Below are 15,174 nucleotides of genomic sequence, written 5' to 3'. Positions count from 1 at the left end.
CCTTAAAACAAGTAATAGAGAATAAGCGCAGCGGTTAACAGAACCATCAAAAGGATGTCCAACCCTTTGATCTTTATTTTGCAGTAATTACTTCTTTCCGTATCCACGCCGAGGCCGCGTGCAACGGCGGCAGCGGATAGTTCGTCACCAATTTGCACAACAGAAGCAATCAGCGGTACGAGCCTGTATTCCAACATGGCAATCGGCCCTTTACTAATTCCAATACCGCGCATTTTCATTGCATCCTGAATACTGTGGTACTCGTCCGCCACCGTAGGAAAGAAGCGAAATATCACAGCGAAGGGAATTGTGATTTTTCTGGTAATGTGCATTTTTTCCATCGCCGCCACAAACTCGCTGACTTTTGTTGTCTGTAAAAAACTCATGGCGATAAACAGGGTGGGCATCATACGAAGCACCACCTCGACTAACAAGCGAATGATAATACCTAAAAGGCTCATTCCAGATATGTACGCCAGTAGCCCATTTGCCCCATAAGCGGCACAATAGGCCACCGCATAAACCGCGGCAAGGCCGGGCCTCCTGATGTTTATCAACATCAGGAAAGCCAGCCCTGCAAACACGATTTTCAAAATGGTATCAAGTTCGCTTTCAGACGATGGAACCATGACAAGACTGAACACCATTAAGGTATATAGTTTTGTCCTTGGGTCAAGATTGATAACGGCTTGCTGCGTATTCGTTGATACCTTCCCACTCATTATGCAATTCCCGCCCGTTTGAAATGCTTATTCAGGACAGCGCGGCCAATCAAAGCGCCGATGACACCGCCGACAGCAGTTGCAAGAATGACAACTGGAACCATATAGCCCTGCACTAAGGCTGCGAGGCCATCTGCAAAGGCATCCCCCTGGCTGGCACGGTACATTTCAACATAAGCATCGCCCATGATAAACATGGGAAGCTGTGTCCCGACCTGCCAAACACTGAAAACTGCATAGCCTGCCAGCATCGCTTTCCAGCTTTTATATTTTCCAGCCTTCATAATGACATCTGCCAGCAAGCCAAAGACAATGCCGGTAATCAGAGCGTAGTATCCATATCCCATCAGGAAAAAGATAAGGCCCAGAAGCACACCCATGATTGTCACGAGGCCGAAGGATTTTACCTTCGTGTAGAAAAGGATGCAGGGTATGCCTGCAATGATCGCTGTCAGCACAGGATAAAAAACAGCCATCACCGGAACAAAGCCGGTCATTGCACACACATAGAAGATCACAAAATAAATGACCGTGAAGATTGCGACATTTACAAGATCGCGCACGCCAATTTTTGAGGTTTGCACATTGTTTTCCATAAAAATATCCTCCTTTGTTTGTTAGTTACTGCTAACCTATCTGTCAAAATGTAGCCGACGCTTTGAATATTTTCATATCAAACCATCGGCTGTAAGATTGTGTGAAAGCGCCTATACGCAGATCATTCGGGCGGCTTTAATCCGGCCACATGACATCACCCACTTTCCCGCCTTCAAAAATCGTTTTCCATCCGGCATTGAAGAACCAGCTCATACTTTGTATGTGCTTTTTAGCATCTTCTTTGGTCATATCATGGATAACGGTTTCAAAAAGGCCCGTATAAAAAGCGCTCGATAGCAGGTGGGCCAATTCCATTGTCAACCGGCCAGAAGAAATCGCATCGTTTCCAGTCTTTTCAATGTATTGCAAAGTGGTCTGTATATCAATCGCAACCACTCTGTGCATAAACTCCTGATAGCAATTTGTTTCGCCGCTGAGAAGCATGATTTTGAATTCATCAAGATGGGCGAAAACAAAATCCATCAGCTTTGAAAATTTGCCATTGGAGTAGCTATTGATTTGTGCTTTTTGTTCTTCCGGCTCTAAAGCCTCAAACCCGGCCAGCGTTTTTTGTAACAACTCGCAAAAGCCATCAGCAACAGGCTGGACAATACTGTGGTATAACGCCTCCTTGTCCGAATACCGATAGAGCAAGGAGCTTTTCGTTGTGCCTGCTTTTTCGGCAATATTACGCAAAGAAGCGTTCTCGTATCCATTGGCAAGAAATTCTTCTTTGGCACACTTGAGAATATTCTCCGTTACGCCTTCAATCATCTTGGCCATAGGCTCACCTCCTTCATGTTTTAGTCCACCGGTCTAAACCGATGGTCTAAATATAGCATAGAAAGATCAGATAGTCAAGATGGTCTTTCTATGTTTGGTTGTTAATGCTAACGGAAAACAATGTAACAGGCGGAAAAAATCCGCCTGTTCGATGCTGTTAAGCCATAATTAACTCATCTAAAACAATTTCCTCCGCCTGCGCTTTCAGCGTGTTCATCAGCCCCACCCAGCGCATGGGATCACGGACTTTCAGTTCCTCAGTGACGCCCGCCGCCTCCATCATACGGGGCAGCATGGCATCCATGCGCTCCCGCGCCGCCCGGTCAATCTCCAACAGGTGCAGGTACAGCTTTTCGCTCAAAATCAAGCTGCTGTAAAGGCTGGGTCGGTGTTCCTTCAGGTAGCGTTGCCGCATACGGCCATACTTGCCGATGGGGGCCTCCGGCTGCTCGGACAGCTTCAAGTCGGGGATGTAGTAATCTCCGCAGCGGGTGTAAGTCAATTCGCTCATGTTCATTCTCCTTTGCACTGTGATGGTCAAACTGCGGCACTGGCCGATACGGTGGCCTTGCGCGGCTCCTGCCTGGGTAACTGGCTGACGGTGGTAAAAATGCCCTTCTCCATGTCCTCGGCCCGGATAGCTGCCTTTGCCGCCTCCATTTTTGCCTTGCGCTTGGCGTTGTAGCGTTCTTCCCATTCCTTCTGCTTGCCGTTTGCTTTGCGGCGTAAATAGTTCTGGTGAAGCCTGTCCTTGCGTTCCTCCTTCTTCCGCAGTTCTTCCTGCTCCTCCGGGGTCAGGGGAACCGGCTGCAAGGCGGGCGGGATATACCGGCCCACAAAGTTGAAGTAGATTTCAACCTCCTGCGTGGTGTCCTGGCTGCCTTTCCGGGCGCGCTCATGGACAAGAATTTTCTCTACAAACTCGTTGAGCATGGTGTTTGTCAGCGTGTCGAAATTCTCATACTTGTCAATCAGGGCTATAAACTTCTCCGCAGATTTCCGGCTCTGCTCATAGCCGGTAGCGTATCCGATTACTGATATGGATGTGCCGCTCTGATACCATTCCATATCTTGTTTTAATTTGCTGCATAGGAGAGATGTATCCCGTAACAGCTCTGCTCATAATAGATACGGCCATCACTACTATAACCGGCCATACATTCATAAAGGAACGGTTTCCTTTATACCAGAGTTAATCCCGATACCTTTCCCGTATCTGGATGGATCAATACCACAGGCAGTTTCCTCGCCTCTGCCATCCGCAACACCGCCTCCACGCCGCTCGGGCCAGCAGTCTCATCATCACACACGGTCACCAGGCAATCAGCGTGTTCTACCATGTAGGCAGTGCGCTCCCGATACCCCTGGGCCCCCACGATTTTGCTGCCCATTACAAACTGGTCGCAGTTTTCCTTCAGATGGCGCAGACGCTCCCGACTCTTTGGGTCCCATCGCTCGTCATGGCCCGGAAACGGGTAGACCAGCACGATCTCCAGCTCCTGGTACTCTTCCTGCCGGCGCATTTCCAGCAGGATCTCGCCGGCCCATAGATCAACGCCAAGGGCCCCACCAACATAGAACCGGCGCACACCGCGCCGGTACAGTTCGGTAAAAACATCGTGCAGCCGTTTCTTCAGGCGCTTGCACGAGGTCATATATTCCTGATACTTGAATTTGAACCGTGTAGGCCGCTGACTGGTAATTGCACACGAGTAAAACTGGGACATCTCATCTCCTCCAGAAACTTTTTTCTCAATATAGCCCATTATACTTGCTATGGCTGATGAAGTTCAACCATGGCCGCTTAATTTTTTATGTTATAGCGGATAAAATATAGCTATAGCATGGAGGGTTGCGAATGGGCGAACTTTTGAAAGAAATGGGCCAGCGGATGCTGGACCGGCGCAAACAACTAAAATTGACACAAGAGGCTCTGGCCAAGATGGCGCATGTCACGCCCCAGACCGTTTCGACTGCGGAGCTGGGCACGAAAGCCATGCGGCCTGAAACGATGCTGAAGATCTGCGATGCGCTTGACATCAGCACAGACTATCTGCTGCGCGGTCAGGTCGTGGAAGGTGACACCCGCTTGCTCAATCAAAAGGTCTCGTCGTTGACTCCCTGCCAATACCGACACCTGGAAAATATTATCGACAACTTCATCGCGGCTATACAGGAAGAAAAAGAGGTATGAGAGCCAGCGGCAATGCAGCCCTCATACCTCTTTTTATATCATCTCCCCTGGCGAAAAGCTTCCATTGTGCTGGAGATCAGGCCGAGGATCGCATCATCTGCCTCCGGTTCCTCTCCCAGCTCCGACACATATTCCGGCTCCGGCGTCCGCTCCTGCGGCACCGGGGCCGTTGTTGTTTCTGCATCCGGGCAGGCGGCGGGGGCGGCGGCAGGCTTTTCAGAGTGCCTCGTCTCTTGGAGCAGAATCTCACGCACGATGGCTTCAATGGCGGCCCGGTCTATGGCCGGTGCCGCTGCTCTTAACGGTTGTGGATCATCCGCGAAGTGGGTATCGTAGAAAACGACTGCATTGGCGATATACTGTGCTTTCCCGTGGTCAGGCTGTTTTTCCAGCAGTTCGACCGTTGCCAAATGGATCGGGTCGCTGATATTGAACCGCAGGGAAAAACGCCCCCGTTCTTTCTTGGCCGCCATAGCTGTCACCTGCCCGCAGCTTCAAGGCGGTACAGATACTCATATCCGGCTGCATTGGCGTTGATATTGGAGACGAACAACGGCTTACCCACTTTTCCGGATGCCTCAATCTGCCGGCGCAAAAGAATGGCGCCGCCGCCCACAAAGACCACCGTGCAGTAGCGCAAGTCCAGCATCCGCTCCCGCAGGGTGCTGAACAGGTCGTTGACGAACTCCTGTGCCAGCTGCTCCACCAACCGGACTACCGACGGCGGGTACTGCGTCTGCTTGCCGGTGAGGATGGCGTCCACATCTCCCTCATCCAGCAGAAGATCCAATTCTGCGTTGCCTCTGGACCTGATCTTATTGTAAAGCAGGATTACGCCGTTTTCCAGCGAATCACAGGAGCTGAGGTCGGCTTTTCCATTTTTCATCAGCAGATAGTCTGCCGTGAAGCCGCCAATGTCCACTACTACCGCCTTGGCCTCATTCATCAGCGTGTGGAGCATGGTGGCCGCCGCCGCGTATGCCTGGGGATAGCAGGCCACATCATCAATGCTGATGGCATAGTGCTTGTCCCGGTACTGGAATTCTACGATCCCTTTCTTCTGGAAATAGGCAGTGAACTTTTCCGCCTGGGCGCCGAAGTGGGCCGGCGGCAGCCCCACCGGCAGCTGGATACGGTACAATTCTTTCTCGTCAACGCCGCGGGCCGTCAATTCCTCCGCAATCGCAATCAGGGTGAGGATAAAGAAGCGGTCATCCCCAGTCTTGTCCTTGCGGTAAGGAATGCGCTCGTTGGAGAGCGTATAGTAGTTGCCGCTGTATTGCAGGCTCGGCCCAAACGGCCGGGTCATGCTCTGCTGCAGGCCGGAAACGAACGGGGTGCAGTGAACCGTCTTAATTTGTTTATTGCCATGATCGACACCAATTAACATAGGTGAATGCCTCCTTTTTTGCTTTATACATATCCTTTACGCCTGGATGACGCCTTTCTCAACAGGCGAAGGCAAAATTGAGAAAATTGCCTTGTGCATTGACATTTCTCAAACATAGTGCTATACTGAAAATAACCAATTAACCAAAAGGTTAAAAGCTATGAAGGGGGTGTTCACCTTGTTGAATGTGTCCAGCTTGTCTTTTCATTACCAGCCGCAAGTACCTGTGCTGACCAATCTTACCTTTTCTGTGTTGGATGGAGAAATCGTTGGCCTGTTAGGGAAAAACGGAGTTGGAAAAACCACAACCTTAAAGCTGATTTTGGGATTACTACCGATTGAAAAAGGCTCTATCTGCCTTGGTAATTACTCTCTGGAGCAACACCCCATGCAATACAAGAAACAAATCAGCTATGTTTCTGACAGCCATGATATATACAACAATCTTACGGGAAAGGAATATTTGAATTTTATAGCGGATATGTACGAAGTACCTTCTGAAACAAGAGGTAAAATTTATGCTCCGCTGATAGAGGCGTTCCAGGTTGAAAAATATCTGAACAGCCCTATCAAAAAATTATCTCATGGGACAAAGCAGAAAATTGCGATTATAGCTTCACTGGTGAATGATCCCCTTCTTTGGGTGTTAGATGAGCCGATGACGGGACTGGATGTAGAAGCGGTTCAGGTCTTGAAGAAATTGATTCAATCCAGGGCGACCTTCGGAAAATCGGTTCTGTTTTCCTCTCACATATTGGAAATTTGTGAGAACCTATGTGATAAAATTGTAATTATGCAAGCTGGCATGATTAAGAAAACAATCGAACTTCGAGATAACCCTTCCGAAACTTCTTTAGAGGATATTTATATGGAGGTGGTTAATGATGTACCGATGGGCAAAGATTTTTCAATTAAGCAAAGCAATCGGTAAGATCAATTTTAGCTTTTTGAACTTCCGATATAAGTTAAAAGAACGCCCTGACGCCTACGTTATTGTGCTGAGTTGCTTTGTTTTAAGTATTATAAGCGTGTTCTATTACTACTATTTTCAAATGCTGGGACAGCTTTATGATGGACTTTCCGAGTTGGGGCTGGGAGCATTGTTTTGTCGGCTTACACTGTTTGCAGTGGCAATGATACTCTCGATTGCGAGCGCCTTCCTGCTGATCAACGTTTTTTGTTTTTCAAAGGATATAGGACACTTGCTGCTATTTCCTGTGAGGCCATGTGATGTTTTTACAGGCAAGTACATTACCGTAATCTTGTTCTGCTATGGGATTGAAACTTTACTGCTGCTTCCCGTCTGTATAGTTCACGCGCAATACATGGGAAATGTTTCTGTGATAATTACATATATCTCTGCGGCAGCAATACTTCCTCATATTGTTGTGTTCCCTTTGGCGGTTCTTGTGACAATATGCTTGAAATTTGCCATGCTTCTGAAACGCATGAGGACACTGCTGGTGGTTGCAGGAATCATAGTGTATTTTGCGGGCGGCGTGATTGGCGGTCTATTATCCAATGGACAAATAGATGAAAAACGAGACTTATTAAACTGGGTTAATGATTTCATTGTACCATTCCCATTCTATAATCAGTATATCGGTTTTCATCCCGTACTAAAGCTGCTCTGCATGATACTTGTTGTGATATTTATTGGCGGCTATTACTATTTGAGCTATCTTGTGATCGGAAAGAAATATGCCATTTATGATAAAGAAGGACGGATTCGTTTATCGACGATGGAATACAGCTCGTCGTCAAAGCTGAGAAGTTATTTTAAGAAAGAGTATCAAACTTTTTTCCGTAATCCAGTATATGTCATAAATGGACTGTTTGGGATTTTTGTTACCCCCTTTTTACTGCCGCTGTCTTTCCGGATCAGTACAACCGCAGAAAGTATAGAACAAATAAGAACCTTGGTATCTGCCCCGGAGTTTTCCTTCTATGCAATGTTATTTGCGATTGCGGTTATAGTCCTCACATCCACAATCAATGTAGTGGCTTCCAGCAGTTTTTCCAGAGAGGGGGCAAGTTTCTGGATAGCGAAGATTATTCCGTATTCATTAAAGCAGCAAGCGTTTGTGAAGGCCCTGTTTTCTACAAGTATTTCAATGATGGGGATTATCATAAATTGCTTCATATTTAAGGTTTACTTCCACTATGGTCTTATCCAGATTGGAGTAATTGCTCTTGTTGGCATATCATTTGCAGCGTTATGGAACTTGATCGGAGTATGGATCGACATGAAGCGGCCCAAATTGGAATGGACAAATGAAACAGAGGCGATTAAGCAGAATGTTAATGTGGTTTTATCCATTTTGCTTTGCATCGCAATTTCAATAGGATATATATTTGCGGTTGCAAAAATGCTTCAGAATGGATTCCTTGCCGGGGGCGTTATAACCTTTCTGTTGTGCAGCGTATGTATTTTAATTTTACTTGTGTGTAAAGGAATTGCTTCACATCGGGAGTAATTGCCTTTCAAAATATGTCAATCAATCAAAAGGAGGAAGAAGCTATGAGTAAGAAGAACTTGATCCCTGTGGCGCTATTGATCGGAGCCTTTGTCATTTTGTTTGTGGCAACATTTTTTCTTCCAGACAAGATACCTTTCCATTTTGATGCAAATGGCGAGGCAGGATGGTATGCAAGCAAGTATTTTATTCTGCTGCTTACGCCGGTTCCGTATTTGATTTACCATCAATTCACGCGAAAGAAAAAATGAATACAGTATTATAGAAAGGAGATTCGTTTAGATGACTACTGTATTCAAAGCTCTATCTGATGATACCAGACGACAAATCCTAAAGCTGCTTGCGAATGGTGATATGACAGCGAAAGAGATTTCTGAAAACTTTACGATTTCAAAGCCTGCCATATCAAAGCACCTTGACATTTTGAAAGAAGCAAGGTTAGTGACAAGCGAGCGGACGGGGATGTCCGTTACTTATTCCCTGAATGCTTCTGTATTGCAAACAACTTTAGGCGCATTTTTGGAGTTTTTTGATACCAATAAAACGGTAGGAAAAGAGGGAGACGAGAATGAAACTATATAGAAGTCTGAATACGATATTCTTGATTATATTCATCATAGGGACGGTTCTGTGTTTTAAGTACCTTCCCAGTGAAATCCCTTTGTTCATGCAAAGCCCTTCCCGCTGGGTTTTTATCGGGATTTGTTTTGCTCTTTTGTTAGCGTTAGCTATTGTGGCATTTTTCCCTCATAAAATCTCCAAAAGTGATAACAAAGTGAGAAATGATATTACTCTGACTGCGATTAACCTCTTGGGGCTTGGAGTTTTTCTTTTCTATTTTGTCACGGTAGCTAAATACTGTGGTTTGCAGATGAATTACATGAAAGGCATAGTGCTTATCGTGGGAGGCGTAATGGTATTGGTTGGGAATTTATTGCCACAAATGCCTTACCGCAGCCGCATTGGGTTTAAATTGCCTTGGATTCTAAAGGATAAACTATGCTGGCAAAAAACACATCGGTTTGCTGGATACACGGCGATTCCTTTTGGGATTATTCAATGTTTGCTTGTCTTGTTTGTGCAAAACAACAATCTTATATTTTTGCTGGGAATTGGTCTTTGGATTATAGCTGTTTGCATATACTCATTGATTATCTTTTGCCAAATCACGAAAAAGATATAACCCAAGAATAATGGGCGCATTTGCTATTGACAGTTATACCCGTCCGTGCAGATTAGCAAATAATATATTTGGTTTGAAACAACGGAGATGCGCCATGATGAAGGAGTCTGAAAACACACTGGATAAGAAATTTCAAGTGTTGTCAAATCGAACCAGGCGAGAAATCCTGATGCGGTTAAACCAAGAATCACACTCTGCCGGAGAGATTGCAACTTGCTTTCAGATAACACCTGCCTCAATTTCTTATCATCTTTCCTTATTGCAAGAGAGTGGGTTGATTTCCTGCCACCGAGTAGAAAGACGGAGGATATATCGCCTCAACCATGATGCACTTGATGAATTGTATCTATGGTTACAAAATCTATATAAAACTAAGTAAAATAAATAATCAAGTAACTATACAAGGAAAAATTTAAGAGGAGGTGATCCACATGGGAAGTTTATAATTCTATCCTTCAGCGACGGTGAGGACGCCATCTTTGCAAACACTGTGACGGCCCTTGCTTCTGTCGCAGACTTCTCCACGGTGGCCGCCTCCGCAGACGCACCACTGCTCTTTGGCTCTCTGCAAATCGACCCGCAGCGCAGGCTGGTGTGGCAGGCCGGCCAAATGGTAGACCTAACGCCAATGGAGTTTGACATTCTGCTCCTGCTGGCCCGCCGGCCAGGGCAGGTGTTCACCGCCCGTCAGATCTACGAAGCTGTCGCCGCGGACTCCTTTGACGCCGGCTGGACCGGGATCTCCAGCATGGTCTATAAACTCCGCCGCAAGCTTGGCTCCGACATCATCGAGACGGTGCGGGGCCACGGCTACCGTTTCACACCAGAATAGCAAAACAGCGCCACCTCGGCTCTACCGGGGCGGCGCTACTGTTATATTGCAAAGAGGTATGAGCGCCAGCGACAATGCAGCTCTCATACCTCAGGTGAAGGCAAAATTACAATGAAATTCTGCAAATAGCTGTACCTCAAAAATTAAGAGATGCAGCTATAATTTTTGTCAGTCTATTGACATCAGCGTATTTCCGTTATATACTGTTATCATAGAGCAATACAGTTAATACAGTGCATAACAGAGAGGAGGAGAGATAGATTGGAGATTGTCGTAAGCAACAAGGCAAGCCAGCCGCTATATGAACAAATCGCATCTCAAGTTAAAGCCGCTATTATGAGCGGTGAACTAAGTGCCGGTGAGCCACTTCCTTCGGTGAGAGCTATGGCAAAATCCTTACGCATCAGTATTTTGACTGTTCAAAAAGCCTATGGTTGCCTACAAGATGATGGGTTCATCGAAATAACGGCAGGAAAAGGCTGCTATGTATCAGCACAAAATCAGGACTTCTACCTGGAAGAACAACAAAAGAGAATAGAAGAAAAATTTGCAGAGGCAATCGAGATTGCCCGCACAAGCGGAATATCTCTGGATAAACTGACCGAACTGCTTACACTTATGTATCAGGAGGATGAATGATGACTGATAATGTTTTAGAAATCCGAGAGCTATCAAAAGACTATGGCGATTTTGTTCTTGACAGAGTGAGCTTTGCTTTACCTCGCGGCGTAATTATGGGCCTAATAGGAGAGAATGGGGCTGGCAAATCTACGACTATCAACTGTATTTTAAATGAAACACAAAAAAGCGATGGTCAAGTCCTCATCTTTGGCAAGGATCATATTGCAGACGAAATTGAGATCAAGGATAAACTTGGCGTCGTATTTGATGAGAACCACTTCCCTGACATTTTCACGCCAGAAGAAATCGGAAAATTCATGTGTGGCATTTACTCTGGCTGGGATTGGCAGCTCTACCATCAGCACCTTGAAAAGTTTGAATTGCCAAAAAACAAGAAAATAAAAGACTTCTCCAAAGGCATGAAAGTGAAGCTGGCCTTTGCCGTAGCATTATCTCACAATGCAGAACTACTGATTTTGGATGAAGCTACCAGCGGCCTAGACCCAATTATTCGCGATGATGTGTTAGACATGCTGATTGATTTCGTTCAAAACGAAAAGCACTCTGTACTGGTATCCTCTCATATCACCAGTGACTTGGAAAAGGTTGCAGATTATATTACTTTCATCCATAAGGGCAAACTAGTCTTTTCTCATGAGAAAGACGATTTGATTGACAATTACGGAATAGCCAACTGTAAAGCTGCCGTATTTGATGCTATGGACAAATCGCAGATTATTGCCTATCGAAAAGAAGATTACCAATATAAGGTCCTAGTTCGGAATCGGCACACAATCACTAAAAAGAACCCAGATGTAATCGTTGGACCTGCTACGATTGAAGAAATCATGCTATTCTATGTAAAGGGGGAAATGAAATGAAAGGGTTACTGACAAAAGATTTTCTGACAGTCAAGAAAAAATACGGAATTGCCCGCCTTATCATGGATCTCGCCATTATCGCTGCGTTGATGATTATTCTGGAAGGAGCTGGTTCTATTTACATCAGTTTTCTTCTTGTTCCGTTGGAAATTGCTTCTATGATTATTACTCTTGCAAACTCCGATGAACAATGGAAATGGAGTAAATATGCCGTTGCTCTGCCACTTTCCAAAAAACAAATCGTTACCAGCCGATATGCCTTTGCAGGCATTGGTGCTGTCATTGGATTGTGTGTTGCGCTTGTAGTAAACACCATTTCCTATTTCTGTTTTCCCGCATATCGATATGGGTTTTATCTTTTCTTGTCGGTAGCCTCTTTCTGTATTGTGCTGCTGTTCCTCGCCTTTATTTTGCCCTCTAACTATTGGATGGGTGTCAATGCAGGATTTGCGGTGATGTTCATTTTGATTATCCTGCTGGTTGTACTTGGAATTTGGTCAAAAGTAACTGATAACGCAATTATGGGATTTATCGTAGAGCATTTTGATTTAAGCATGGCTATCGGCTTTATTGGCGTTCTGGTACTCTTTGCAATTTCCTATATTCTATCAGTCGCACTCTTTAAGAAAAAATATTGCTAATTAAGCCGCTTGTCACTTTCAATGTCTCTGCACAAATCATTTGAAAGAAGTTTTAGAACAAACTCCACACCAATAGAGGAAGGAAGATTGAAAAATATAGTCCGACAACTTCGAGTAGAAAATGGGTTGACTCAAACAGATCTAGGGCAAATGGTTAATGTCTCCCGCCAGACAATTTATGCTGTAGAATCAGGTCGTTTCGATCCATCTATTTGGCTGGCTTTTGATATTGCGCAACTATTTGATATGAAAATTGAAGATGTATTTGACTTCACTGATAGAATTCGGAAGTAATTGGAGGTGATCCACATGGGAAGTTTATAATTCTATCCTTCGGCGATGGCGAGGACGCCATCTTTGCAAATACCGTGACAGCCCTTGCTTCAGTCGCAGACTTTTCCACGGTGGCCGCCTCCGCAGATGCACCACTGCTCTTTGGCTCTCTGCAAATCGACCCGCAGCGCAGGCTTGTGTGGCAGTCCGGCCAGATGGTGACCCTGACGCCGATGGAGTTTGATATTCTTCTCCTGCTGGCCCGCCGACCGGGACAGGTGTTCTCCGCCCGCCAAATCTATGAAGCTGTTGCTGCGGACTCCTTTGACGCCAGCTGGACGGGGATATCCAGCATGGTCTATAAGCTCCGGCGCAAGCTGGGCGCCAGCATCATTGAGACAGTGCGGGGCCACGGCTACCGCTTCACACCAGAATAGCAGAACAGCGCCGCCTCGGCTCTACCGGGGCGGCGCTGCTGTTATATCGGTATGTTCAACAATTTGGCTCGATAGTGTAATCGACAGCAACCTTTCTTTATTTTGGGGAATGAGGGAGTAAAATTTCGGGCTTTATAACTGCTTTTTATTAAATGCCCGGATTGCTGCCGCTAAAAATACCACAGATAAAACCACTGAAACAATAAATGGAATAAGAAACTCCGTCATTGAAATCTCACCTGAAATCAGGTCAACATTTCGTGAAGTGAGGACAACCGGGTTAAAGGCAGATAACGGTTTTACAACACTTAAAACAGAGAACAGGGCTACAATCCCGCCAGTAAACAGGATACTTGTAAAAGTCTGCTTGAATAGAACACAACCGAGTATGAGGATGCTAAGATAGAGAAATCCAATCATCCACATAAAAAACGCAGACGGTACAACATTTGAAAGTGAAGCATCTGGCCAAAGGTAATATGTATATCCATAGGCACCTACAAAGCTCACCCAAAAGCTAACCGTCATAGATACTGCTGCTACGGTGTACTTTGCCATAATCACAGATGGCCTTGCCAATCCCTTTGTCACCAGCAGTAGCAATGTCCCTTTGGAATACTCACTGGACATACAGCTTCCAAACAGAATGATAAATGCGCTAAATCCAATGCCGGATATGTTTTTAAAGAATTGCTGCCATGCGTCAAGGGCGACAGGTTCCTCGGTGATTTCTAATCCGGCTCCAAATGCAGCTATAATTTCCGGCGTGAATTTTGCCAGAAAAGCACTGGACATTCCGAAAACCGCAAAGATTGCAAACAGGATTAAAAAGCGGTAGTTTTTTAGATTTTCTACAAACTCTTTTTTTACAAATGCAATATAGCCTTTCATTTTATCACCTCCAAAAATAGGCTTTCAAGCGACGGCTCCATAAGTTCCACCTTGACCGGCACAAGGTCTGCTTCGGCTAAAGTGGAGAAGATGGTATGCTGGGCCTTTTTCATCTCCCGGCTGTGTATTACAATTTCCCGCCCCTTTTCTTCTGATCCGTTCAGGAGCGATTGTCCTGTCATACATTCTTTGAAATGCTGTAAATCGGCCTCGGTTGAAAATTCAATTAACAGGCTGTCATGGCTATGCAACGCTTTGATTTCCGAAAGCGTTCCGCCAACAGCAATATTACCGTCATTCAAGAGTGCCACATGATCGCAAATGCGCTCCACATCGGATAAAATATGCGTTGAAAACAAAACCGTTGTTGTCCCACGGATTTTATAAAGAATGTCCAAGATTTCTTTTCTTCCCACCGGGTCAAGGGCGCTGGTAGGTTCATCACAAATCAGCAGTTTAGGATCAGCCAATAACGCCTGTGCAATTCCAAGGCGCTGTTTCATACCACGCGAATAACCGCCAACACGCTTTTCTACGCCATCAAGACCGACAAGGGAAAGTAGCTTTTTTCCCTTTTGAGAAATGCTTTCTTTGGGAAGGCCAACAATTTCTCCGCACAGTGTAAGATACTGCATTGCAGTCATATAGTTATAAAATTCCGGCACATCCGGCAAATATCCAATATACTGATTTGTTTTGGTCTGCCCAAAGCGAACCGGTTCATTACACACAAGGATTTCTCCCTGATCGGGCTGCAAAAGCCCCAAAACCATTTTCATTGTTGTTGTTTTTCCTGCACCGTTTTGTCCAATGAAGCCAAAAACGCTCCCCTCTGGAACAGACATATTCAGATCTTTTATAATTTGCTGCTGTCCAAAACTTTTAGATAGATTGCGGATAGAAAGCACATTCATTTTTCCTCACCTCTCCCAAAAACAAAATAGATAATCGGGCCAAACATAAGGATAACCAGAGAGATTACAAGCCACATAGCCCTGTTCCCAAAGCGATAATGCGGATGCCGGAGAATATGCCGGACAGCGGCCACGGCAAGGATCACATCAATCACAAAGATGGGAATAAGAAGCGGAAATATTTCCTGCAACAAAGACATACCAATTTACCTCCTATTGTTATAATTCGTATCGATATTTGCGGGGGTTCGACATTTTCGCCTTAATATTCCCGCACAGGTTATATTACCACTATGGAAACAAAAAAGCAATACCCTCCCTTGACTTTTTATTTCCGA

Annotated in this window: 22 protein-coding genes and 1 pseudogene; 12 read left to right on the top strand and 11 right to left on the bottom strand. The window is 45.4% G+C overall.

Features of this window, described 5'->3' with window-relative positions; translation table 11 throughout:
* Window positions 1-2: 2 nt before the first annotated feature.
* The 6 genes and pseudogenes from B5G37_RS00535 to B5G37_RS00510 all read right to left on the bottom strand — a co-directional run bounded on the left by B5G37_RS00535 (window position 3) and on the right by B5G37_RS00510 (window position 3,829).
* Window positions 3-722 (bottom strand): energy-coupling factor transporter transmembrane component T, encoded by a 720-nt coding sequence (locus B5G37_RS00535; RefSeq protein ID WP_087235877.1) that lies wholly within the window; start codon window positions 720-722, stop codon window positions 3-5.
* Window positions 722-1,318 (bottom strand): MptD family putative ECF transporter S component, encoded by a 597-nt coding sequence (locus B5G37_RS00530; RefSeq protein ID WP_087235875.1) that lies wholly within the window; start codon window positions 1,316-1,318, stop codon window positions 722-724. Before B5G37_RS00530 ends, B5G37_RS00535 begins: the two co-directional genes overlap by 1 nt.
* 136 nt (window positions 1,319-1,454) lie before the next feature.
* Entirely contained in the window at window positions 1,455-2,102 is a 648-nt protein-coding gene (locus B5G37_RS00525) for a TetR/AcrR family transcriptional regulator (RefSeq protein ID WP_087235873.1), read from the bottom strand.
* A 157-nt stretch (window positions 2,103-2,259) separates the two neighbouring features.
* Window positions 2,260-2,613, bottom strand: coding sequence for a TnpV protein (locus tag B5G37_RS00520; protein WP_087235871.1), 354 nt, complete (start codon window positions 2,611-2,613; stop codon window positions 2,260-2,262).
* Window positions 2,614-2,639: 26 nt separating this feature from the next.
* Window positions 2,640-3,122: pseudogene (locus B5G37_RS00515) on the bottom strand (DUF4368 domain-containing protein); the annotation flags it as partial.
* A 161-nt stretch (window positions 3,123-3,283) separates the two neighbouring features.
* Window positions 3,284-3,829 (bottom strand): SLOG family protein, encoded by a 546-nt coding sequence (locus B5G37_RS00510; protein ID WP_242962713.1) that lies wholly within the window; start codon window positions 3,827-3,829, stop codon window positions 3,284-3,286.
* Between the two features lie 131 nt (window positions 3,830-3,960).
* On the opposite strand from B5G37_RS00510, the gene B5G37_RS00505 reads away from it, so the two are divergent.
* A complete protein-coding gene (locus tag B5G37_RS00505; RefSeq protein WP_006573917.1) occupies window positions 3,961-4,296 on the top strand; it encodes a helix-turn-helix transcriptional regulator in 336 nt (111 codons plus the stop codon).
* Between the two features lie 38 nt (window positions 4,297-4,334).
* Here B5G37_RS00505 and B5G37_RS00500 read toward each other — a convergent pair whose 3' ends face one another.
* Both B5G37_RS00500 and B5G37_RS00495 read right to left on the bottom strand, forming a co-directional pair.
* Window positions 4,335-4,769: a hypothetical protein gene (locus B5G37_RS00500; protein WP_087241899.1), complete on the bottom strand. Its 435-nt coding sequence runs from the start codon at window positions 4,767-4,769 to the stop codon at window positions 4,335-4,337.
* 5 nt (window positions 4,770-4,774) lie between these two features.
* On the bottom strand, window positions 4,775-5,686 hold the full coding sequence (locus B5G37_RS00495) for a ParM/StbA family protein (RefSeq protein WP_087241901.1): 912 nt from the start codon (window positions 5,684-5,686) through the stop codon (window positions 4,775-4,777).
* Window positions 5,687-5,873: 187 nt separating this feature from the next.
* Here B5G37_RS00495 and B5G37_RS00490 point away from each other — a divergent pair, with 187 nt between their 5' ends.
* The 11 genes from B5G37_RS00490 to B5G37_RS00435 all read left to right on the top strand — a co-directional run bounded on the left by B5G37_RS00490 (window position 5,874) and on the right by B5G37_RS00435 (window position 13,031).
* Window positions 5,874-6,617 carry an ABC transporter ATP-binding protein gene (locus B5G37_RS00490; protein WP_343229675.1) on the top strand — a complete coding sequence of 248 codons (744 nt, stop codon included), beginning with the start codon at window positions 5,874-5,876 and terminating at the stop codon, window positions 6,615-6,617.
* Entirely contained in the window at window positions 6,568-8,163 is a 1,596-nt protein-coding gene (locus B5G37_RS00485; protein ID WP_087241905.1) for a hypothetical protein, read from the top strand. The genes B5G37_RS00490 and B5G37_RS00485 overlap by 50 nt, the downstream gene beginning before the upstream one ends.
* Window positions 8,164-8,207: 44 nt before the next feature.
* Window positions 8,208-8,414: a DUF1648 domain-containing protein gene (locus B5G37_RS00480; RefSeq protein ID WP_087241907.1), complete on the top strand. Its 207-nt coding sequence runs from the start codon at window positions 8,208-8,210 to the stop codon at window positions 8,412-8,414.
* Window positions 8,415-8,445: 31 nt separating this feature from the next.
* Complete coding sequence (locus B5G37_RS00475; protein WP_087241909.1) at window positions 8,446-8,745, top strand: autorepressor SdpR family transcription factor; 300 nt, start codon at window positions 8,446-8,448, stop codon at window positions 8,743-8,745.
* Complete coding sequence (locus tag B5G37_RS00470; RefSeq protein ID WP_087241911.1) at window positions 8,732-9,346, top strand: SdpI family protein; 615 nt, start codon at window positions 8,732-8,734, stop codon at window positions 9,344-9,346. The genes B5G37_RS00475 and B5G37_RS00470 overlap by 14 nt, the downstream gene beginning before the upstream one ends.
* A 490-nt stretch (window positions 9,347-9,836) precedes the next feature.
* Entirely contained in the window at window positions 9,837-10,178 is a 342-nt protein-coding gene (locus B5G37_RS00460) for a winged helix-turn-helix domain-containing protein (protein WP_242962712.1), read from the top strand.
* Between the two features lie 261 nt (window positions 10,179-10,439).
* A complete protein-coding gene (locus B5G37_RS00455) occupies window positions 10,440-10,817 on the top strand; it encodes a GntR family transcriptional regulator (RefSeq protein ID WP_087241917.1) in 378 nt (125 codons plus the stop codon).
* Window positions 10,814-11,680, top strand: coding sequence for an ABC transporter ATP-binding protein (locus B5G37_RS00450; protein ID WP_343214205.1), 867 nt, complete (start codon window positions 10,814-10,816; stop codon window positions 11,678-11,680). Before B5G37_RS00455 ends, B5G37_RS00450 begins: the two co-directional genes overlap by 4 nt.
* Entirely contained in the window at window positions 11,677-12,321 is a 645-nt protein-coding gene (locus tag B5G37_RS00445) for an ABC-2 transporter permease (RefSeq protein WP_087241921.1), read from the top strand. Before B5G37_RS00450 ends, B5G37_RS00445 begins: the two co-directional genes overlap by 4 nt.
* An 87-nt stretch (window positions 12,322-12,408) precedes the next feature.
* Window positions 12,409-12,615, top strand: coding sequence for a helix-turn-helix transcriptional regulator (locus B5G37_RS00440; RefSeq protein WP_087241923.1), 207 nt, complete (start codon window positions 12,409-12,411; stop codon window positions 12,613-12,615).
* Window positions 12,616-12,689: 74 nt separating this feature from the next.
* Window positions 12,690-13,031, top strand: coding sequence for a winged helix-turn-helix domain-containing protein (locus B5G37_RS00435; protein WP_077138524.1), 342 nt, complete (start codon window positions 12,690-12,692; stop codon window positions 13,029-13,031).
* 132 nt (window positions 13,032-13,163) lie between these two features.
* Here B5G37_RS00435 and B5G37_RS00430 read toward each other — a convergent pair whose 3' ends face one another.
* The 3 genes from B5G37_RS00430 to B5G37_RS00420 are packed head-to-tail and all read right to left on the bottom strand — an operon-like array spanning window position 13,164 to window position 15,036.
* Entirely contained in the window at window positions 13,164-13,922 is a 759-nt protein-coding gene (locus tag B5G37_RS00430; RefSeq protein ID WP_058963789.1) for an ABC transporter permease subunit, read from the bottom strand.
* Window positions 13,919-14,836, bottom strand: a complete 918-nt coding sequence (locus B5G37_RS00425) for an ABC transporter ATP-binding protein (protein WP_058963790.1) — start codon at window positions 14,834-14,836, stop codon at window positions 13,919-13,921. Before B5G37_RS00425 ends, B5G37_RS00430 begins: the two co-directional genes overlap by 4 nt.
* Window positions 14,833-15,036, bottom strand: coding sequence for a PLDc N-terminal domain-containing protein (locus B5G37_RS00420; RefSeq protein ID WP_058963791.1), 204 nt, complete (start codon window positions 15,034-15,036; stop codon window positions 14,833-14,835). Before B5G37_RS00420 ends, B5G37_RS00425 begins: the two co-directional genes overlap by 4 nt.
* Window positions 15,037-15,174 lie beyond the last annotated feature (138 nt).

Source organism: Pseudoflavonifractor sp. An85 (assembly GCF_002161235.1).
Lineage (GTDB): Bacteria > Bacillota > Clostridia > Oscillospirales > Oscillospiraceae > Enterenecus.
Note: the sequence above shows the minus strand (reverse complement) of the source record. Positions and strands in the feature narration are given on the sequence as shown.